Genomic DNA, 21,120 nt, shown 5'->3' on the forward strand with positions numbered 1-21,120 from the left:
CATGACCACTTCAAAAACCGGGAAGCTGCGCATCTTCCTGCTGATCCTTGTCGCGCTCATCATCGGCGCCGCCTGGGTCGCCCTGCGCACGCCGGCCTCGCCCTTCGACGGCAGCGCACCGCCCCCGGCGCCTTCGGCCGAACTGCTCCAGCGCGGCGAATACGTGGCGCGCCTGGCCGATTGCGTGGCCTGTCACAGCACGCCCAACAGCAAGCCCTTCGCCGGTGGCCTGGAAATGGCCACCCCGCTGGGCGCCATCTATGCCACCAACATCACGCCGGATCGCGCCAGCGGCATCGGCGAATACAGCCTGGCCGACTTCGACCGCGCCCTGCGACATGGCGTGGCCCGGGATGGCCACCGGCTCTATCCGGCCATGCCCTATCCTTCCTACGCCAAGATGGCCGATGAAGATGTCAGCGCGCTCTATGCCTGGTTCATGCATGGCGTCAAACCGGTGGTGCAGGCCAACCGCGAGAGCGATATCCCCTGGCCGCTGGACATGCGCTGGCCGCTGGCGTTCTGGAACCTGGCCTTCACCCGTCCGCAACCGTATCAGCCCCAGCCAGGCAAGGATGCCCTGTGGAACCGGGGCGCCTACATCGTCCAGGGCGCCGGCCACTGCGGCAGTTGCCATACCCCGCGTGGTGTCGCCATGAACGAAAAGGGGCTGGATGATGGCCAGCCCCTCTATCTCTCCGGCGCGCTGCTCGATGGCTGGTATGCGCCCAGCCTGCGTGGCGACGTCAATATCGGCATCGGCCGCTGGAGCGAAGAGGAAGTGGTGCAATTCCTCAAGACCGGCCGCAACCAGCACGCCGTGGTCTTCGGCTCCATGGCCGACGCCTTCAACAACTCCACCCAGTTCATGAGTGATGACGATCTGAAGGCCGTCGCGCATTACCTGAAATCCTTGCCGGGCGACCCCGGCCGCGATGGTACCCCGTGGAAGTACGACGCCAGTACCACCGCCGCCCTGGCACCGCAACGCCTGGAGGGGAGCGGGGCGCGCACCTTCATGGCCAAGTGCGCTGCCTGCCATGCGGTCGACGGGCGCGGCAGGGCGCCCTGGATTCCTCCGCTGGCCGGCGCCGTGTCATCGCTGGCCAGGGAAGATGCCTCGGCCATCAATGTCACCCTCAATGGCTCGGCGCGGGTGGTGGCCGACGGCGTGCCCGATGCCTATCGCATGCCGCCGTTCCGCAGCCAGTTGTCGGACGCTGAAATCGCCGACGTACTGAGCTTCATCCGCACTTCCTGGGGCAACCACGGCGGCGCCGTCAAGGTGGACGATGTCAGCAAACTGCGCGAACGGACCAATCCGGCCAGCAGCAATCCCATCGTCCTGCAGATGCGCTGAAGCGCTTTTCGAGGAAGTCGTACCGGAACCGCCGCCTGCACAGGCGGCGGTTTTTTTTCAGGTCGGGGAGGGGGATGATTCAGCCGTCACGCGTGCCTGCTTCATGGCCGCCACCGACATGGCCGCAGGCACGGCCACGCCATTCTTGACGGCCAGCACTTCAGCCATGACGCTGACCGCGATCTCGGAAGGCGTCTTGCTGCCGATATAAAGACCGATAGGGCCACGCAGGCGCGCCAGGCTTTCTTCGGTCTGGCCGAAGTGGGTCATCATGCGATCCTTGCGGGCGGCACTGTTGCGGCGTGAGCCGATGGCACCCACATAGAAGGCCGGACTGGCAACCGCTTCCATCAGCGCCAGGTCGTCCAGCTTGGGATCGTGCGTCAGGGCGATCACGCAACTGCGCTGATCGGGGCGGAAGGCCTGCACGGCGTCGTCGGGCATGTCGGTGACGATACGCACCCCTGGCACCGCCCAGCCGCCCAGGTATTCCGAACGCGGATCGCACAGCGTCACCGAAAAACCGTTGAAGAGCGCCATCGTCGCCAGGTATTCGGCCAGCATGCCGGCGCCGATCAGGAGCATGCGATAGTCCGGTCCCATCGTATGGCGCAGGGTCTGGCCATCGAACACCAGGTCGGCCGGCGACGGGCTGACGTCCATGCGGCTCTGGCCGGTAAGGCAGTCGACGCTGCGGCAGACCAGTTGCCCGCTTTCCAGCGCCAGTACCAGTTCCTGCAAGGGCGCGGCCGGCGGATCGAATTCCAGCAGCAGCGCCAGCGTGCCGCCGCAGGGCAGGCCGAAGCGGTGCGCCTCGTCGGCGTCGATGCCATAGCGCACCAGCTGCGGCGCCTCGGGGCGACCCCAGGCAGTGGGGGCGTTCTTGATGTATTGGAACAGCAGGTCATCCTCGATACAGCCTCCCGATACCGAACCGATGAGCCGGCCGTCGTCACGGATTGCCAGTTGGGAGCCCACCGGGCGGGGCGACGAGCCCCAGGTGGAGACAACAGTGGCCAGCAGTGCCCTACGGCCGGCCTGGCGCCACTCATGCAGGGCGCGCAATACCTTCAGATCAGTGGTGTCGTTCATGATGCGTTCGAAATACGGTGATGGACCAAGTCTGCCACGGCATCGTGGCGGGAACTCATTAGACCGGCTAATAGACCAATTAAGCCGTGGTCCGCTAGTTCCGGCCCACATGATGAGGCAGAATCGGCCAGCCTGCTTGCTTTCCCTCCGGAAAGCGGCTTCCTGCGACGAGCGATGATGCACTGCTCATCCTTCATCCGGTCGTGCCAGCTGTCCTGCGGAGAGGCGGAATTTCAGGCAATAATCGTAGCGGAATAGGTCTGTCTTCACTCCGCCCGCCACGTCACAATGCCCTGTTCCGGGATAGGTTCCCCGCCTGTCTGCACGTCCGTTTTCAATTCCCGTCTGACTCAAGGAGATTCCCATGCAAGTACATGCCTACGGCGCCCACGCTGCCGACAAGCCGCTGGAACCCCTGCAGATCAACCGCCGTGCCACCGGTGCGCATGATGTGCAGATCGACATCGCCTACTGCGGCATCTGCCACTCCGACCTGCACCAGGTCCGTTCCGAATGGGCTGGCACCCAGTACCCCTGCGTCCCCGGCCACGAGATCGTCGGTCGCGTCACCGCCGTAGGCGGTCACGTCAGCAAGTTCAAGGTCGGCGACCTGGTCGGCGTAGGCTGTATGGTCGACAGCTGCCAGACCTGCTCCGACTGTGAAGAAGGCCTGGAAAACTATTGCGACAACATGGTCGGTACCTACAACGGCAAGACTGACGACGCTCCCGGCTGGACCATGGGCGGCTATTCGCAGCAGATCGTGGTGCATGAACGCTTTGTGTTGAACATCCGCCATCCGGAAGCCGACCTGGCTGCTGTGGCACCCTTGCTGTGCGCCGGCATCACCACCTATTCGCCGCTGCGCCACTGGGGCGCCGGCCCTGGCAAGAAGATCGGCGTGGTCGGCATCGGCGGCCTCGGCCACATGGGCATCAAGATCGCCCATGCCAAGAGCTTCGACCTGATTCTCAACACCGTGGCCGCTCCGCACGATCTGGATGCCTTCCTTGGCCTCCTGAAGCGCGACGGCACCATGACCCTGGTGGGTATCCCGGCCGAGCCGCACCCATCGCCCAGCGTGGTCGAGCTGATCATGAAGCGCCGTTCCCTGGCCGGCTCGCTCATCGGTGGCATTCCCGAGACCCAGGAGATGCTGGACTTCTGCGCCCGGCACGGCATCGTCGCCGACATCGAGCTCATCCGCGCCGAGGACATCAACACCGCCTATGAACGCATGCTCAAGGGCGACGTCAAGTACCGCTTCGTGATCGACAACGCCAGCATGGCGGCCTGAGCCACGCCCTCGGCGGTTGCGTGATGCGCTACCGTCTGCTGTCGACGTCATGAACAGGCAGCCGCGAAAACCGGACTGGCACCGTATGGGCCGGTCCGGTTTTTTGAAGTCGATCGATTCGTGAGTATCCTGTCAGAAAATTAAACAATGCTTTCCCGTCTCTCCCTCCCTTCATGAGGCCGACTGTTGTGCCGATGCCCAACCCTCGGATCAACTCTTTTTCCGCTCACTACTCGAAGGGTGGCCGCATGATCAAACGCAATCTCAATGACTTGCTGGGCTTCGTCACCGTCGCCCGCGAGGGCAGTTTCACACGTGCCGCGGCCACGCTGGGCGTGACGCAATCTGCCCTGTCGCAAGCCATCCGTGGTCTCGAAGAGCGCCTGCAGATCCGCTTGCTCACGCGCACCACCCGTAGCATCTCGCTCACGCCGGCCGGTGAACGCCTGATCCAGACCATCGGCAACCGTTTCGACGAGATCGAGGCCGAGCTCGACGCCCTGACCGCCCTGCGTGAAAAACCCGGTGGCACGGTCCGCATCACCTGCGGCGATGGCATGATCCAGCGCGTGCTGCTGCCCAAGCTGGCGCCGCTGCTGCAGCAGTATCCGGACATCAAGCTGGAATTCGACATGAGCTACGCCCTGCGCGACATCGTCGCCGACCGCTTCGATGCCGGCGTGCGCTGGGGCAAGACCATCGACCGTGACATGATCGCCATCCCCATCGGCCCGCCGCTGCGCATGGTGGTGGCGGCCTCGCCGGACTATTTCCAGCGCTACCCGGTGCCACGCCATCCGCAAGAACTGATGACGCACGACTGCATCAACCAGCGCATGCCGACCTCGGGCGGGCTCTATGTATGGGATTTCGAAAAAGACGGCGAGAAGATCAACGTGCGGGTGGACGGGTCCCTGATCTTCAATACCGTACCGCCGCAGATCGATGCCGCAGTGGCCGGCCTGGGCGTGGTGCTGCTGCCGGAAGACGAGCTGGCCCCGCAGTTGCAGAACGACCAGCTGGTGCGCGTGCTGGAGGACTGGTGTCCGGTCTTCGAGGGTTACCACCTCTACTATCCCAGCCGCCGCCAGCCTTCACCGGCGTTTTCACTGGTGGTCAATGCGCTGCGCTATGAGGGTAGGCCGCGCCGTTGATGGAGGAATCGACATCCGGGCAGCTGATTCATAAGCTGAACTGATGAAGGCATTCAGCCGACGCGGGCTAATCAGGAAACGGTGTGATAGGGATAATCCTCTGAAACGTTTCAGTTTCCGTGTCAGTTTCCATTTCCGGCCACGACCGCCCATGCTCTCCGCTCCCTTGCCACACCTGGCACTGGCCCTGATCGAGCAGGAGTAGCCCGGCTCATCGCACGATATCCGGTGATACCTTGACCGCCTGCCTGGTCAGGAAGGGGCCAAGAAAATCCACGAAGGCCGCCGCTGCCGGCGTCAGCGAACGCGTGGTCGGCAGATACAGCGACATCTCGCGGATCACTTCCGGTTCTTCGATACGTCGCATCACCAGCCCGAAGGCATGCGCCAGCACGCCCACATACGCCGGACACAGCGTCACAGCGAGGTCGGCGGCAGCCAGGCCCAGCGCGGTGGAGAGGTGGGTCACCGTGTGGCTGGGCGTGAAGTGCTGCTCCGGCGGCAGTTCGTGCAGGGCCTTGGCGACATGGGTGGCGTAGTCGTGACTGGCGACCACGCTCGGATGACGGGCCAGGGTAGCCCAGGTGATCTTCTTGCGGCGCGCCAGCGGATTTCCTGCGGCACACCAGAGCACCCAGGGTGTCTGGTACAGACTGATCCGGCGCACGCTCTCGCCGGTAGCACGGTCGGGGCCGACCGCAATATCCACATGGTCGCCATCGACCGCATCGACCAGTTCTTCCACCGCGCAATCGACCAGCCTCACCTGCACCCGCGGCTTGCTCTTGCGATAGGCGGCGATGGCGTGTGGCATCAGTGCGCTGGCTACGAACAGTGGCGCGGCCACGCGCACCACGCCGGTGGTCTTGTTCTTGACGTCCTGCGCGGTCTGCATCGCTGCGCCCAGCTCGCGCAGCACGCGTTCAGCGGCCGGCCGGAAGTCCTTTCCGGCCTTGGACAGGGCCACGCGCCGCGTGGTGCGGTCAAACAGGGGGAAGCCGATTTCCTCTTCCATTTCCTTGATTACCAGGCTGACCGCACCGGCCGTCAGATGCAGGCGCCTGGCCGCCAGGTTGAAGCTCTCGGTCTCGGCCACGGTGAGGAAGCTGCGTAACTGCTTGATGGTCAAATTCATCGCGATATCGGAAAAAATATCAATGGTAAGTATTGTTTAGAAAAGCTCAATAATAGGCCAGAAGAACTCGCTTGTGACGCCTATCCTGCCTCACTACCATCCCAGCACTTAGCCGATAGAGCGAGGCAGGAGACCAGGTGAGTAATCAGGACAACAATCCACATGTGCTTGCACACAACGAAGAGGAAGCGGCGCATTGGCTCGCCGCCACCCGGCGCCGCATTCGTGCTGCGTCCGAGGAGAGCGACCGGCTGGTGATCGAAGGCAGCGGCAGCCGCCAGGACTTTGCCGGCCAGCCAGAGGGAGAGCGCCTGTCCTTGCGCGCCTATCGGGGCATCGTCCGCTACGAACCGGATGACCTGGTCATCACCGTGCGCGCCGGCACTCCCGTGACCGAAGTCCAGCAATTGCTGGATCAGCACGGACAGATGCTGGGATTCGAGCCGCCCCTGCGCCACGGTTCCACCGTGGGCGGGGCAGTGGCGCTGGGCTGGTCCGGCCCGCGCCGGCCGTTTGCGGGCGCCCTGCGCGACCACTTGCTGGGCGTTCGGATGCTCGATGGCGAAGGCCGCCTGCTGCGCTTCGGCGGGGAGGTAGTGAAGAACGTGGCGGGCTTCGATGTGGCTCGGCTGATGGCCGGCAGCCTGGGCATCCTGGGCCCCGTGCTGGAGGTCTCGCTGCGCGTGCTGCCGCGCCCGTCGGTGGAACTGAGTGCGGCCCTGCCAGCGACGCCAGCGCAGGCACTAAGTCTGATGCAGGGCCTGCCGACCGGGCCCGGCCTGCTCACCGCCACCGCCTATTTGGAGGATCGTCTCTACCTGCGCAGTGCCGGCTCGCTGGCCTGCGTGCAGGCTTTCCTCGAACGCCAGGGCGGCCAGCTCATGGAGCCGGCCGTAGCGCACGCCTTCTGGTCCGCCTTCAGCGATCAGACCCATGCCTGTTTTGCGCCGCCGGCCGATGGCCTGCGCCTGTGGCGGATATCGCTACGTCCTGGCGCACCGGCCGTCCCGTCCGACCTCGCCACCACCTGTGCCATCGACTGGGCCGGCGCCTTGCGCTGGGCCTGGGCGCCAGCCAACGCTGCCGTCGGCATCATCGGATGGGCTCGCGCCCACGGCGGCCACGCCACCCTGTGGGCGCACGCCAGCGCCGAGGAGCGGCAGGGCGGCGTGTTCCAGGCGCTGCCGGCGCCGGTCATGCGCCTGCATCAGCGGCTCAAGCAGGTGTTCGATCCACGCGGCGTATTCAACGTCGGCCGCATGTATCCCCAATTCTGAGCAAGGAGCCCGCCATGCGTGTCGAATTCGACCACAGGATGCAGGCCAGCGCCGCCGTACCCGACGCCCGCCGCATCATCGAGTCCTGCGTCCATTGCGGGATCTGCACCTCGGTCTGTCCTACCTACGAATTGCTGGATCACGAACTCGACAGCCCGCGCGGCCGCATCTACCTGATCCGCGACATGCTGCAGGGAGCGCCGGTCACTACCCGCACCCGCGACCACCTGGATCGCTGCCTGACATGCCGCGCCTGCGAGACCACCTGCCCCTCGGGTGTGGAGTACGGTCAACTGATCGATATCGGCCGCCAGGAGATCGAACGGCGCATTCCGCGCAGCCTGTCCGAACGCGGCAAACGCCGCTTGCTACGGCGCGCCCTGCAAAGCCCCCGCCTGCTGCAGTTCGCCCTGCGCGGCGCCTGGATGGTGCGTGCACTGCTGCTAGCGCCTCTGCGCAAGCGTATCCCACCGCCGCCTCGGGCTGCTGACACTGCGGTGTGGCCGCCGGGCGCGCATGCACGCCGGGTACTGAGCCTGCGCGGCTGTGTGCAGGGCGTCCTGGCACCTGGCTACGACCTGGCGCTGGCGCGCATCCTCGACCGGTTCGGCGTGACGCTGGTGGACGTCGCCGGCAGCGCCTGCTGTGGCGCCATCGACCAGCATCTGGGCGCGCCACAGGCCGCGGCCCGAACCATGCGCCGCAATATCGATGCCTGGTGGCCGCACATCGAAGCCGGTGCCGAGGCCATCGTCCTCAGCTCCAGCGCCTGCGGCAGCATGGTCGCGGACTATGCGCACCTGCTCAAGGACGATCCGCTCTACGCGGCCAAGGCGCAACGCATCGGTGAACTGCTGCGCGATCCGGCCGAACTGGTCGCCAAGCTGTGGGAGCATGCCAGCCTGCCGCTGAGCGCGTTGCCGCCGGGGCGGGACAAGCTGGTCTTCCATCCGCCCTGTACCCAGCAACATGGCCTGCGCATCAAGGGGCGGGTCGAACTGTTACTGCAGCGGGCCGGCTATCAGCTCACCCCGCTGGCGGAGGGCCACCTGTGCTGCGGCTCGGCTGGCACCTATTCGCTGCTGCAGCCGGCCGTGGCGGGCCGTCTGCGGCAACGCAAGTTGTCCCATCTCCTGGCGGGCCGGCCGGTGGCCATCGCGTCGGCCAATGTCGGCTGCATCCTGTACCTGCAGCAAGAGAGCCCGGTGCCGGTGCGGCACTGGCTGGAGATACTGGCAGAGCGTCTGCTGGCGGGAGCGCAGGCATGAACGTACAAGCCTTGCTCCAGGCCTTGCGCGAGATTGTCGGTGAGCCGTGGCTACTGGCCGATGCCGAATCGGTGGCGCCCTACGAATGCGATGCCCTGTTCCACTTGCAGCAGCTACCGCTGGCCGTGGTGCTGCCCGCCGATGAGCAGCAGGTGGCGGCGCTGGTGGCCCTGTGCGTGCGCGAACGCGTGCCGCTGGTGCCGCGCGGCGCCGGCACCAGCCTGTCGGGTGGTGCCACGCCGGTGGCCGGCGGCATCGTGATGGCTCTCAACCGCCTCAAGCGCCTGAGTATCGACGCGTTTTCCCGGCAGGCCCTGGCGCAGCCGGGCGTGCGCAATATCGTGGTGTCGCAACAGGCGGCCGGTGCCGGGCTGTTCTTTGCCCCCGATCCTTCCAGCCAGGTGGCCTCCACCATCGGCGGCAATATCGCCGAAAACGCCGGCGGCGTGCACTGCGTGAAATACGGCCTGACCGTCCACAACCTGCTTGGCCTGCGCATGGTCAGCGGCGAGGGCGAGGTGCTGGCGCTGGGCGAGGGCAGCCTGGACCAGCCCGGACTGGACCTGCTGGCCCTGGCCTGCGGCTCAGAAGGCCTGCTGGGCCTGGTCACCGAAGCGCGCCTGCGCCTGCTGCCCAGCCCCCGGGCGGTGCGCGTGCTGCTGGGATTCTTCCCACGCATCGAAGCCAGCTGCGATGCGGTCTCGCGCATCATCGCCGAGGGTATCGTTCCGGCCGGACTGGAAATCATGGACCAGGCCTCCCTGCAGGCCGCGCACCGTTTCTCCCCGGCGCTGGGCCTGCGCGAGGACGCAGCTGCTGCCCTGCTGTGCGAACTGGATGGCGAACCGGACGATATCGACGATGCCACCCGTCGCATCCGCTCCATCTTCCAGTCGCTGGCGGTGATGGAACTGCGGCAGGCCAACGACCCGGCCCAGCGCGCCCAGCTCTGGGCGGCCCGCAAGAACGTCCTGCCGGCCCTGTTGCGTAGCGCCAGCGATCTGTACGTCGCCGATTGCACCGTGCCACGCCGCGCCCTGAGCCGGGTACTGACCCGGGTCCTGCACTTGTCGGCGCAACACGGCATCGCGGTGGCGCAGAGTTTCCACGCCGGTGACGGCAACCTGCATCCGGTGCTGTTCTATGACAGTGCCGTGGCCGGTGAGGAAGAACGCGCCCTGCGCCTGGCCGACACCATTCTGCAGATGGTGCTGGCCGAAGGTGGCACCGTCAGCGGCGAGCATGGCATCGGCAGCGAAAAGCTGCATGGCATGTGCTGGCAGTTCTCGGCCGATGAACTGGAGCTGTTCGCGCGCCTGCGCGCAGCCTTCGATCCCCATGGCCTCCTCAATCCCGGCAAGGCCATCCCCACCTTACACCGTTGTGCCGAGTTCGGCGGCATGCATGTCGCGCGCGATGCCATGCCGTTCCCCGAGTTACCGCGCTTTTGATCACCGACCTTAGATGGGAGAAACCATGTCAGATCTGTTCGATAACCCCATGGGCCTGTGCGGCTTCGAATTCGTCGAATTCGCCTCGCCCCGTCCCGGCGTCCTGGAACCCCTGTTCGTGAAGCTGGGGTTCACGGAAGTGGCCCGCCATCGTTCCAAGGATGTCTCGCTGTACCGCCAGGGCAGCATCAATTTCATCATCAATCGCGAGCCCGGCAGTCAGGCCGCCTACTTCGCCGCAGAGCACGGGCCATCGGCCTGCGGCCTGGCCTTCCGCGTGCGCGATGCCCACCTTGCCTACCGCCGCGCGCTGGAACTGGGTGCGCAGCCGATGGAGATCCCGACCGGCCCGATGGAACTGCGCCTGCCGGCCATTCGTGGCATCGGCGGGGCGCCGCTGTACCTGATCGATCGCTTCGAGGATGGCAAGTCCATCTATGACGTCGATTTCGAATTCCTGCCCGGCGTGGATCGCCATCCGCGCGGCCATGGTTTTTCGGTGGTGGACCACTTGACCCACAACGTCTATCGCGGTCGCATGGCCTATTGGGCGGACTTCTACGGCAAGTTGTTCAATTTCCGGGAAATCCGTTACTTCGACATCCAGGGCGAATACACTGGCCTGACCTCCAAGGCCATGACCGCACCCGACGGCCTGATCCGCATCCCCCTCAACGAGGAAGCCCGCCAGGGCGGCGGCCAGATCGAGGAATTCCTGATGCAGTTCAACGGCGAGGGCATCCAGCACATCGCCCTGCTGACCGACAACCTGCTCGACGCCATCGACCAGCTGCAACTGGCCGGCATTCCCGTGCTGAGCGCACCCAACGAACGCTATTACGCGCAGCTGGAAGAACGCCTGCCCGGCCATGGCCAGCCGCTTGACGCCCTGCAGGCGCGCGGCATCCTGCTGGACGGCACCACCGTGGGCGGTACGCCGCGTCTGCTGTTGCAGATATTCTCCGAACCGCTGCTGGGGCCGGTGTTCTTCGAATTCATCGAACGCAGGGGGAATTACCGTGAAGGTTTCGGTGAGGGCAATTTCAAGGCCCTGTTCGAATCGCTGGAACGCGACCAGATCCAGCGCGGCGTGCTGGGCACCGAGCCGTAGCAAGAAAACGATATAAATAATTGATGACAGAGAGGCCGCGCGATGGAAGGCCATCGGCGCAGGACCTCCCCAACGACAGGAGACACAGATGACCACCCTAGCATCCACACTGGACGGCGACGCCGTGACAGACTTCGAGAACCGCACCTATGCCAGGGTGACCTGGCGCCTGATTCCCTTCCTCTTCCTGTGCTACGTGGTGGCCTATCTGGACCGCGTCAACGTCGGCTTCGCCAAATTGCAGATGCTCAACAGCCTGCAATGGAGCGACAGCATCTATGGCCTGGGCGCAGGTCTGTTCTTCGTGGGCTATTTCCTGTTCGAGGTCCCCAGCAACCTGCTGCTGTACCGTTATGGCGCACGGCGCTGGATCGCCCGCATCATGATCAGCTGGGCCATCCTGTCGGGCCTGACGGCCTTCGTCACCACGCCGACCACGTTCTATGTCCTGCGCTTCCTGCTGGGCGTGGCCGAGGCCGGTTTCTTCCCCGGCATCATCCTGTACCTGACCTACTGGTATCCAGCGCATCGGCGTGGCAGGATCACGGCCCTCTTCATGACCGCCATTCCGATCTCGGGCGTGGTCGGTGGTCCGCTCTCGGGCTGGATCCTGGGCAGCTTCGGCAGTGCCGACGGCTGGGCCGGCTGGCAATGGCTGTTCATGCTGGAAGCTTTGCCTTCTTTGCTGGTGGGCGTGATGGTTCTGTATTACCTGGATGACGGCATCGCCTCCGCGCGCTGGCTCGATGACCGGCAGAAGGCGCTGCTGCAGGACAATATCCGCACCGACGCTGCCGGCAAACAGGATCACTCCATCGGTGCCGCCTTCTCCAATGGCAAGGTATGGATCATGTGCGCGATCTACTTCAGCTGCGCCATGGGCAACTATGGCATCAGCTTCTGGCTGCCCTCGCTGATCCAGGCGGCAGGCATCAAGAGCCTGCTGTCGGTGGGGCTGTTGTCGGCCATTCCATTTGCTGTGGGGGCGATATCGATGGTCTTGTTCGCCCGCAGTGCTGATCGCCAGCTGGAACGCCGCTGGCACCTGGCCGTGGCGCTGCTGATAGGCGCCGTCGGCCTGAGCCTGAGCGCCCTGTTTGGCCAGCAGGCCTTCCTGGCGATTGCTGCGTTGTCATTCGCCTCGGCCGGCATCATGTCGCTGGCGCCGCTGTTCTGGAGCCTGCCGACCGCCTTCCTGGGCGGTGCGGCGGCCGCCACCGGTATCGCGCTGATCAATTCGGTAGCCAACCTGGCCGGCTTTGTCAGCCCTTTCCTGATCGGCTGGATCAAGGACCAGACCCACAGCACCGCCATCGGCCTGTACCTGCTGTCGGGTGTGCTGGTGGCCGGGGCGGCGCTGGTCATCGGTGCGGTGCCGGCCAGACTGGTGAATCGGTAGCAGGGTTCGCCCGCTGCAGGGCGTTTCTGTTCAGGGCGCCCGATCCTCCACCGGCTTCGCGGTCTTCCTGATCTTCGCCACATCGGCCGCCGACACCGTACCACCGCGATTGCCCCAGGCGGTCTGGATATACGAGGTCACCTCCGCCACCTGCTGGTCATTGAGCAACTGCGCGTAGGGCGCCATGACCAGTCCGCCCTTGACCGAATCGGTCGCTGGCTGGCGTCCGCCCTGCAGGATGATGCGGATGGCCGAGGTGGCATCGCCCGTCTGCAGCACCGGATTGCCCGCCAGTGCCGGGAAGGCCTTGCCGTAACCCGTGCCGTTGCTGCGGTGGCAGGCGGCACAACGATCCAGGTAGAGCGCCGCGCCCGGCGTCTGCGGGCGGCCCTCGTAGGCGGCCGTGGCGCTCACCTCGTCATAGCGGTAGGGTGCCGCATCGTTGCGCGGCGACAGACTCAACAGGTAGCGCGAGATGGCATTGAGATCGGCCTCGGTCAGGTATTGCATCGAATGCTCGACCACGTCATTCATGGCCCCGAAGGAGGCCGTGAACTGGTTGCGTCCGGTGCGCAGGAACTCCACCAGATCGGCCTGGCTCCAGCCAGCGATGCCGCCACCGTGCTCGTTGCGCAGTGACGGCACGCTCCAGCCATCCACCACCTGGCCACCGGAGAGGTAGAGACGGCTGCTGTCGTCACGCAGCGATTTTTCCTGCAGCGTGGTCGAGCGCGGTGTATGGCAGCTGCCGCAATGCCCCAGTCCTTCCACCAGATAGGCACCCCGTGCCAGTTCCTGGTCGCCGCCGGCCGGTGCTGCATAAGGCGTCGGCGTCGGCGCGAACAGCTTGCGCCAGATCGCCAGCGGCCAGCGCATCGACAGCGGCCACGGGATGTCATTGGCGCGATTGGCCTGGGCCGACGGCGGCACCGCCTTGGTGAAGTAGGCATAGAGCGCCTGCATGTCCTCCTCGCTCAGTCGCGAATAGGAAGGGTAGGGCATGGCCGGATAGACCGTATAGCCAGCCCGGGTGACGCCGGTGCGCATCAGACGCGCAAAGTCCTCGTAGCTCCAGTCCCCGATGCCGTGTTCCTTGTCCGGCGTGATGTTGGTCGAATAGATCGCACCCAACGGAGACGCCAGCGCCAGGCCGCCCGCAAAGGGTGCGCCACCCTTGCTGGTATGGCAGGCCACGCAATCGCCGGCCCGCGCCAGGTAGGCACCCCGCAGCAGCAACTGGTCATCGGCGCTGGGGCTGCCCTGGCCGGCGATGCGTTGCGACAGCGCGGCATCGGCTGGCGGTACCGCGAAGGGCTGCAAGGGCGCAGTTTCGCGATTCAACAGCCGCCCGCCCATCGGCGGCTTGGGCGGCGCCGCAACGGTCAGCGAATCATCGGCATACGCCAGGTTGTAAGCGGCTGCCGCGGCCAGCATGGCCGCGCCCAGTGCCAGGGAGGAGGTCAGGATCAGTCGTTTCATCATCACTCCCGTGCTCACGCGCTGACCAGCGGACGCGGGTCCTTGAGGTATTGCTCGCGGATGGCGCGGGCCGACCAGTAGGTCAATGCCACCGCCGCCCCGGTCGGGTTGTAGCCGATACCCTGGGCGAACACGCCCGAGCCCACCGCAAACACGTTGTGTACGTCCCAGCTCTGCAGGTAGCGGTTCACCACGCTGGTGGACGGGTCATTGCCCATGGCCACGCCACCGGCCCAGTGCGTGGTCTGGTAGCTGCGCAGGTCCGGTGCCGCGCCGAAATCCTTGACCGTGACCTTGATCTCGCGCGCCTTCAGTTCATGCGCGATCTTGACCGCCTGATCAGTAACGTAGCGGCTCATGCGGATGTCGTTGTCCTTCCAGTCGAAGGTAAAACGCAGCAGCGGCTGGCCAAAGGCGTCCTTGTAGTTCGGATCGAGATCGACATAGACGTCCCGATACACCATGTTGGCACCATGCACGTCGAAGGACATGGTGTTCAGATAGCTGTCCTTGACCGCCTGCTTCCAGGCGCGCCCCCACTTGGGTGTGCCGGGCGGCACGGCAATCCCCGAGATCGGCTTGGCCCCGGCCGGATTGCTCCAGATCGGGGAACCGCCCACGAAGCCCAGCGGCCCGTGGTCCATGTGGTCGCCATTGAAGTCATCCACCGCCACCCCGTTGCCACCGGCGCCGATGAAGCCATTGATGTTCTTGCCCGGCGCGAAGAAGGCATTGATGGTGGACATCATCTGGAAGGCGATATTGCGGCCCACCACACCGGAATTGGAAACCGGGTCATACGGCTTGCCGATGCCCGAGAGCAGGAACAGCCGCGCATTGTTGTAGGCGAAGGTACTGGCCACGACGATATTGGCCGGCTGGAACACGGTGTCGCCGTTGGCATCGATGTAGGTCACGCCGGTAGCCTTCTTGCGGGTGCTGTCGAGTTCGATGCGCAACACATTGCACTGGCTGCGCAGTTCGAACAGCTTGCTCTGGCGCAGCGCCGGCATGATGTTGACGTTGGGCGAGGCCTTCGAATAGTTGTAGCAGGCATAGCCCGAGCAATAGCCGCAGAAGGTGCAGGGCCCCATCTGGCAACCATACTGGTTCACATAGGGTGCCGAGGCATTGGCCGAGGGCAGCGTAAAGGGATGGAAACCCGCCTGCTGCGCCGCCTTGCGAAACAGCGCCGCCTGGTATTGCTCCTTCTGGGCCGGCAGCGGGAAGGCGTCGGAGCGGTCGGCCTCGAAGGGGTTGCCACCATTGTCCACCACGCGACCCTTGACCCGATAGGCGGTGCCGGAAGTCCCCATCATCTTTTCGGCGAAGTCGAAATACGGTTCCAGTTCTTCGTAGCTCACCCCCCAGTCCTGCAGGTTCATATCCTTGGGGATGAAGTTCTTGCCGTAGCGCTCTTCATAATGACTGCGCATGCGCAGTTCTTCCGGCAGGATGCGCCAGTGGCAGCCCGACCAGTGCAGGCCAGCACCGCCCACGCCTTCGCCCGGCTTGAACATGGCGATCTGGCGATAGGGGATGGCGCTGTCGCCCATCTTGCGGCGGAAGGTGAAGGAGGATTTGTTGAGGTTCTGGAACAGCTTGAAGCGCTGCTGGTAGTCCAGCTCATTGATGGTCTTGGGATAGGCGCCATCGGGATAGGTATCGCGATAGACACCACGTTCCAGCGCCACCACGCTTTGACCGGCCTCGGTCATTTCCTTGGCCATGATGGCCCCGGTCCAGCCGAAGCCGACGATGACGACGTCGACTGCTTTCATGTTCTTGTTGGCCATGTGCTTGTGCTTCCTGGGGAAGGGGAAGAGAGAAAGGAGATAGGGGCAGGGAAGCCCGTGCCATCAGCCGCGCGAGACCGGCGGCAGCGGATAGGTGCGGCCGTACTGGTCCACCCAGTCGTAGTAGTCGGCGCGGGCACCGGGGAAGCCGATCATCTTCCATGCAGCCATGCCCTTGTTGCCGCCATCGACGGGGTCGCAGAAATAGCCTTCGTGCACGTTCTGCAGCAGCAGGTTGAACAGGGCCGCTGGGGGGATGCTGGCCATCTTCACATTGCCCTTCTCGAACTCGCCCATCATCTTTTCGCGCTGCTGCTGGTTCAGCCCGACGTAGCCCTGGCCGTACTGCTGCTTGATGGCGGCGTCGAACTCGGCCAGGCCCTTCTTGTACAGTTCACGCGGCGGGTAGGGCAGCTGGTAACCGAACTCGGCCGGCGCATCCGGCGTGAACGGCCCCTGCATGTACCACAGCTGTCCCTGGCCGTAGGGCGTGTTCATCTGGGCATCGATGAATTCGGGCACGCCTGCCTCCAGCGCACCCGGGCCGTTTTCATCGGCCGGGATGAGCACCTCGGCCAGGGCACTGAGCAGGCCGAATTCATCCTGGTTGAAGAAGCTGGGTTTGTAGGGCGTGTTGTCGCCGGACTTGGCCGACTGCCCCTGGGCAGCCACGGTGAGGCTGCCGGTGGTCACCGCCAGCGCGGCAGCCGGCGCGGCAGTCAGGGCGCCGCGCAGGAAGTGGCGGCGATTGGCGGAGATGCTTATTTTTTTCATGGCGCGTTTCCGTGTGGGAAATCGGGACCGCAGCAAGGCAGATGCCTTCCTTACGGATGAGCCATGATGCGCGCTTGCGCAGCGTGAAGGGATCAGTGAATCTGAGGTTTTGGTGTCGGAAACGTCTGACATCGCGACGCTGTACCAGCACCGCGATGTCCGCATGTCCGCTGCTCAGGCGTCCGGCAGGATCTCGGTCAGCGAGAGGATGGCCTGGGCCACTTCGGCGATGCGCCGGTTCTGGTTCATCGCATGCTTGCGCAGCAGGCGATAGGCGTTTTCTTCGTTGAGCCCCTGCTTCATCATCAACACGCCCTTGGCGCGTTCGATGAGCTTGCGTTCTTCCAGGCTCTCGCGCACGGTGGCCAGTTCCTGGGTCAGGTTCTGCAGCCGTTCGGATTGCGCCCGCAGCAGGTCGACGATGGATTGTGTCAGGTGCGGCCCGACCCCGGCATCCATGGGGCCGCCGCTCAGGTGCCCGCCATCCAGGCTGGAAGAGAAGGTCGCCAGGGGTGCCAGCGGATCGAGCGCCTCTTCCTGGCTGAACCACTGGCCCTGATCGTCCAGCTCCTTCTGCAGTTCGATGATCTTGGCGTGGCATTGCGCCTGCACGTATTGCGCCAGGTGAATCTCGACCTGATGCAGACCGTCAATGCGGGTGGAGCAACACTGGTACCAGGCATCGGCCATATCGGAATCCAGCGGCCGCTCGTGCGAGGTCAGCAGCTTGCGGCGCAGTCGCTCCAGCTCCGCCAGCGGCAGCGTGGCCTGCATCGCCGTCCACTCATTGCGGAAACCCTCGGCGAAGGACTCGAAACGGCGCAGCGCCTGCTCCTGCATCTCGATCTGGTATTCGATGCTCTGTTCCTGCTCGCGCGTGATCTTGCCCATGGCAAAGGCCGCAGCGCCGCCGGCGCGTTCGCGGCCGGCGAATTCCTTGCCCTGCATCAGGTTGAACAGCGCCACCAGCAGGCGTGAGATCTGTGGATCGACTGCCACATCGGCGGCCTCGAACACCAGCGCCAGCAGCGCCCCCACCAGCGTCTTGAAACGTTCGTAGCTGGCGGCCGGCGAGCAGGCCAGGGCCGCCACGTCGGCGCGCAGGCGCGGCAGGCCGTCCAGGGCGTGCAAGGCGAAGGCGATGCGGGTGTAGAGGCGGGCACCGTTGGAAAGTGCGTTGTCATGTTCGGTGGCCTCCAGCCAGGAGGCAAACTCCTGCTGCGCCACCTCACTGGCGGCCACGCGCTCGCGCCACACCAGGGCATCACGCTCACCGCGCGAGCCCAGGTAGATATTGGAAATGCCGCGTTCCTGCTGCAGGCAGTGGATCAGTTTGCCCACCGTCAGCACCAGCTGGCAGGTGCGGGCGAGGCGTTGCAGTTCTTCCACTTCGCAGCGGCGGGCAGTGATCAGGTAGTTGAGGACGTTGCTCATGGGCGCAGGAAAGGGAGGGAGCGGGCAGCCGCAAGGGCATGCAATATTCGTGCAATGCCCGGTGCTGCCGCGATTGTAAAGGATCGCTCCCCTGCCCGAAACCCCGGGGCGGGCCGGCGACCTTGCACCCCGGTCCGCCCGCCGTACCTGATTACATGTCGCTGACCAGCACGGCACGACTGGCGTCGGCCGGTGCCGCGCCTTCCATCACGATCAGTTTCAGCGGGCCGGACTGGGACGATTGCGCGCCCGGTTCGGCCAGGCGGCGCGCCGGACCGATGGCCGTGCCGTTGGACATGCCCTTGGCATCGGTCACGAAGCTGGCCACCGGCGTGCTCTGGCCGCTCAGGTAGACGTTGTAGTTGGTCTGCGGCTTGAGCTTGAAGAGCGACACCTCCAGGGCATCGACCACGCCCAGGTTGCGCGACACCACGAAGCCCTTGGCTTCCGGCGCCGTCACGGGTTTCAGGCGGATATTGAGCGGTTCGGCATTGGCCAGCGGCGCCAGGTTCCGCTTGCCATCGCCGTCGCCGACCACGTTGGAGAGGAAGATCAGGGCCTGCGGCGCCTGACCACCGGCGACGTGGGCGATCACCTTGTTCTGCGCCGGATCGATCACTTCCATGCCGTCACCGTTTTCCAGGCCCACATAGACCCGGCTGCTGTCGTCGGAACTCCAGATGCCATGCGGCAGCGCGCCGGTCGGGATGGTCGCCAGCAGCTGTGCCTGGGCATCGGTGCTGTAGACCTTGACCACGTTCTCGCCACCCACCGTGACATAGGCCAGCACCTTGCCGTTGACCGTGGCAAAGGCCAGGTGATTGGTGATGAAGCCGGTATCGATCACGCCGGTCACCTTCAGGGTGCGGGTGTCGATGCGGGTCACCTTGCCCACGTCCTTGTGGGTCATCCACAGTTCCTTGTGGTCGGGCGTAAATTGCAGGAAGGGCGAGAAGGGGCTCACCACGTCGATCTTCTTGATCACCGTATGCGACTTCACGTCGATCACATCCACCTGCGGCGTGAAGCTCGATACCGAGAAGGCCAGCTTGTTGTCCGGCAGGAATTGCACCATGCCGGGACCGACGGCGGTCTGGATGCGGCGGGTTTCCTTGAAGGTCTGCGGGTCGATGACGGAGATGTAGTCCTCGCCGCGCACCACCACCCAGACTTCCTTGCCGTCAGCGGTAAAGAAGCCTTCGTGCGGGGAGCGGCCGACATAGGTCACGCCCTTGACGGCATTGGTGGCGGTATCGATGAAGGTGACCGAGTTGGACCCGTTGGAGATCACCACCAGGGTCTTGTGATCCGGCGAGAAGCCCATGCCGTGTACGTTGATCTGGCCGCGATACAGGGGCGAGAGCACGTCCGGACGCGGATTGCCCAGGCGGATCTGGCCCACCAGCGTATTGTCGACCGGGTTGAAGACCGACACCGTATTGCTGTTCTGGTCGGCCGTGTACACCCGGTCATGGGCGGTGGGCAGGGCCATGGCCGAACAGGATAGCAAGGACAGCAGCGAGATGGTGAGGGTGGAAAGAGCGAGTCTGGATGATTTCATGGCGTTGGCGCGGTGGTTGAAAAAAGCGGGGGGAGGCACAGTGATGGCGGGCTCAGGGCGCGCTTGAGGGGTAGCCGTGGCGCTTGAGCCAGGCCTGCATCACCTGGATCTCGTTCTGCTGTTCGGCCACGATGCCCAGTGCCAGATTGCGTATCTCCGGATCCTGGCTGTACAACAGCACGGCACGCGCCATGTCGACTGCACCCTGGTGATGGGGCAGCATCATGCTCACGAAATCGTGGTCAGGTTGACCGTTCATGGGCGCGTGCTGCATGCCGTAGTCCATTACGGCCATGGCATCGTCATTCAGTGTGGAAAAGGGTTTGGCGCTGCTGGCCACGAAGACGGGGGGCGTTGCCGTGGTGAGTGGTGCCGGGCTGTCATGAGCCATGCCATGCATGGCGCCCATGTCGTGCATGGCCCCCATGTCATGGGCCGGCGCGGTGGCCGCGAACGCAGCCAGGGAACATGCCAGCGAAGCCGCCAGCATCAGGCGCCAGGCCCGGGCCGACCGGCCGTGCGTTGTCGATACTGCCTTCATGCTATCTCCTGGAGGTGATGAGTACGGGCAGTCTAGGCAGCGCACGGCGTCGTCGGCATGACAATCGAATGACAAATCTGTCATCCGCTCATGCCCAACGATGGCCAGGAGGATAGGCTCAACCGTCGGTGGAACGGCTCAGCACTTCATGGGCCAGGATTTCCTGTTCCCGCGCGGCCAGGCCGGCGCGCACCAGTTGCAGCGCATCGCTGCCCAGCAACAGATGGGCCGGTGGCTGCGGCATGGCGATCAGGGCCAGCATCGCCTGCGCTGCCTTCGCCGGGTCCCCCAATTGCTTGCCGTGCTTGTCTTCGCGGGCCTTGCGGACCGGATCGAAGAGGGCGTCATAGTCGCTGATGGTGCGCGGCGAGCGCGCCATCGACCGACCCGCCCAATCGGTGCGGAACGAGCCCGGCGCCACTGCCGTGACGGCGATGCCCAGTGGCTTGAGCTCCTGGCCTAGAGAGGCCGAGATACCCTCCAGCGCGAACTTGCTGCCGCAGTAATAGCTGATCCCCGGCATGGTGATATGCCCGCCCATGGAGGTGATATTGATCAGGTGGCCGCGGCGGCGGGCGCGCATGAAGGGCAGCACCGCCTTCATCATCGCCACTGCGCCGAAGACATTGACCTCGAACTGGCGGCGCATGTCCGCCAGCGGCGATTCTTCCATCACGCCTTCGTGGCCATAGCCGGCATTGTTGACCAGTACGTCGATGCCACCGGTCTGCGTTTCGGCCGCGCTGACCATGGGCGCGATGGCGTCGGTATCGGTCACATCCAGTACGTGACCCCAGGCGCGGCCCGGCGCCAGGGCCTCGAAGTCGGCCACCGCCTGTGCGTGGCGTGCGGTACCGACCACGCGGTGGCCGGCGTCCAGCGCCGCCACGGCCAGCGCCCGGCCGAAGCCGCTGCTGATGCCGGTGATGAGCAAGGTTTTCTGCAGGGACATCATGCTTCTCCAGTTCAAGTAGGGGAGTGCATAATAGTC

The 21,120-nt window shown here is 64.9% G+C and carries 17 protein-coding genes; 8 read left to right on the forward strand and 9 right to left on the reverse strand.

Features of this window, described 5'->3' with window-relative positions:
• The first annotated feature begins 1 nt into the window (after position 1).
• A complete protein-coding gene (locus HBH1_RS05740; RefSeq protein WP_102661932.1) occupies positions 2-1,360 on the forward strand; it encodes a c-type cytochrome in 1,359 nt (452 codons plus the stop codon).
• 57 nt (positions 1,361-1,417) lie between these two features.
• On the opposite strand, the gene HBH1_RS05745 is transcribed toward HBH1_RS05740, so the two are convergent.
• Positions 1,418-2,452 carry an XdhC family protein gene (locus HBH1_RS05745; protein ID WP_102661933.1) on the reverse strand — a complete coding sequence of 345 codons (1,035 nt, stop codon included), beginning with the start codon at positions 2,450-2,452 and terminating at the stop codon, positions 1,418-1,420.
• Positions 2,453-2,816: 364 nt separating this feature from the next.
• Here HBH1_RS05745 and HBH1_RS05750 point away from each other — a divergent pair, with 364 nt between their 5' ends.
• Together HBH1_RS05750 and HBH1_RS05755 are read left to right on the forward strand one after the other, a co-directional pair.
• Positions 2,817-3,749 (forward strand): NAD(P)-dependent alcohol dehydrogenase, encoded by a 933-nt coding sequence (locus HBH1_RS05750; protein WP_102661934.1) that lies wholly within the window; start codon positions 2,817-2,819, stop codon positions 3,747-3,749.
• Positions 3,750-3,997: 248 nt separating this feature from the next.
• A complete protein-coding gene (locus HBH1_RS05755; protein WP_102661935.1) occupies positions 3,998-4,903 on the forward strand; it encodes a LysR family transcriptional regulator in 906 nt (301 codons plus the stop codon).
• Between the two features lie 211 nt (positions 4,904-5,114).
• Here HBH1_RS05755 and HBH1_RS05760 read toward each other — a convergent pair whose 3' ends face one another.
• A complete protein-coding gene (locus HBH1_RS05760) occupies positions 5,115-6,038 on the reverse strand; it encodes a LysR family transcriptional regulator (RefSeq protein WP_102661936.1) in 924 nt (307 codons plus the stop codon).
• 137 nt (positions 6,039-6,175) lie between these two features.
• Between HBH1_RS05760 and glcE the strand changes: the two genes are divergently transcribed.
• The 5 genes from glcE to HBH1_RS05785 all read left to right on the forward strand — a co-directional run bounded on the left by glcE (position 6,176) and on the right by HBH1_RS05785 (position 12,544).
• A complete protein-coding gene (glcE, locus tag HBH1_RS05765) occupies positions 6,176-7,315 on the forward strand; it encodes a glycolate oxidase subunit GlcE (RefSeq protein ID WP_102661937.1) in 1,140 nt (379 codons plus the stop codon).
• A 14-nt stretch (positions 7,316-7,329) separates the two neighbouring features.
• A complete protein-coding gene (gene glcF, locus HBH1_RS05770; RefSeq protein WP_102661938.1) occupies positions 7,330-8,583 on the forward strand; it encodes a glycolate oxidase subunit GlcF in 1,254 nt (417 codons plus the stop codon).
• Complete coding sequence (locus HBH1_RS05775) at positions 8,580-10,034, forward strand: FAD-linked oxidase C-terminal domain-containing protein (protein ID WP_233207530.1); 1,455 nt, start codon at positions 8,580-8,582, stop codon at positions 10,032-10,034. The genes glcF and HBH1_RS05775 overlap by 4 nt, the downstream gene beginning before the upstream one ends.
• A 25-nt stretch (positions 10,035-10,059) precedes the next feature.
• The gene (gene hppD, locus HBH1_RS05780; protein WP_102661939.1) at positions 10,060-11,145 is read left to right on the forward strand and encodes a 4-hydroxyphenylpyruvate dioxygenase; all 1,086 of its coding nucleotides are present in this window, start codon (positions 10,060-10,062) and stop codon (positions 11,143-11,145) included.
• Between the two features lie 88 nt (positions 11,146-11,233).
• A complete protein-coding gene (locus HBH1_RS05785; protein ID WP_102661940.1) occupies positions 11,234-12,544 on the forward strand; it encodes an MFS transporter in 1,311 nt (436 codons plus the stop codon).
• A gap of 30 nt (positions 12,545-12,574) precedes the next feature.
• Here HBH1_RS05785 and HBH1_RS05790 read toward each other — a convergent pair whose 3' ends face one another.
• The 7 genes from HBH1_RS05790 to HBH1_RS05820 form a co-directional block, all read right to left on the reverse strand.
• The gene (locus HBH1_RS05790; RefSeq protein WP_199181530.1) at positions 12,575-14,026 is read right to left on the reverse strand and encodes a cytochrome c; all 1,452 of its coding nucleotides are present in this window, start codon (positions 14,024-14,026) and stop codon (positions 12,575-12,577) included.
• An 11-nt stretch (positions 14,027-14,037) separates the two neighbouring features.
• Positions 14,038-15,819, reverse strand: coding sequence for a GMC family oxidoreductase (locus HBH1_RS05795; RefSeq protein WP_102661941.1), 1,782 nt, complete (start codon positions 15,817-15,819; stop codon positions 14,038-14,040).
• Positions 15,820-15,882: 63 nt separating this feature from the next.
• Positions 15,883-16,593, reverse strand: a complete 711-nt coding sequence (locus HBH1_RS05800) for a gluconate 2-dehydrogenase subunit 3 family protein (RefSeq protein ID WP_102661942.1) — start codon at positions 16,591-16,593, stop codon at positions 15,883-15,885.
• Positions 16,594-16,767: 174 nt separating this feature from the next.
• Complete coding sequence (locus HBH1_RS05805) at positions 16,768-18,027, reverse strand: nitrate regulatory protein (RefSeq protein ID WP_102661943.1); 1,260 nt, start codon at positions 18,025-18,027, stop codon at positions 16,768-16,770.
• 151 nt (positions 18,028-18,178) lie between these two features.
• The gene (locus HBH1_RS05810) at positions 18,179-19,588 is read right to left on the reverse strand and encodes a YncE family protein (protein ID WP_102661944.1); all 1,410 of its coding nucleotides are present in this window, start codon (positions 19,586-19,588) and stop codon (positions 18,179-18,181) included.
• Between the two features lie 52 nt (positions 19,589-19,640).
• Positions 19,641-20,129, reverse strand: a complete 489-nt coding sequence (locus HBH1_RS05815) for a DUF305 domain-containing protein (RefSeq protein ID WP_102661945.1) — start codon at positions 20,127-20,129, stop codon at positions 19,641-19,643.
• Positions 20,130-20,247: 118 nt separating this feature from the next.
• On the reverse strand, positions 20,248-21,081 hold the full coding sequence (locus HBH1_RS05820; protein ID WP_102662104.1) for an oxidoreductase: 834 nt from the start codon (positions 21,079-21,081) through the stop codon (positions 20,248-20,250).
• Between the last annotated feature and the right edge of the window lie 39 nt (positions 21,082-21,120).

The sequence above is a fragment of the Herbaspirillum sp. BH-1 genome (assembly GCF_002870055.1).
Classification (GTDB): domain Bacteria; phylum Pseudomonadota; class Gammaproteobacteria; order Burkholderiales; family Burkholderiaceae_D; genus Herbaspirillum; species Herbaspirillum frisingense.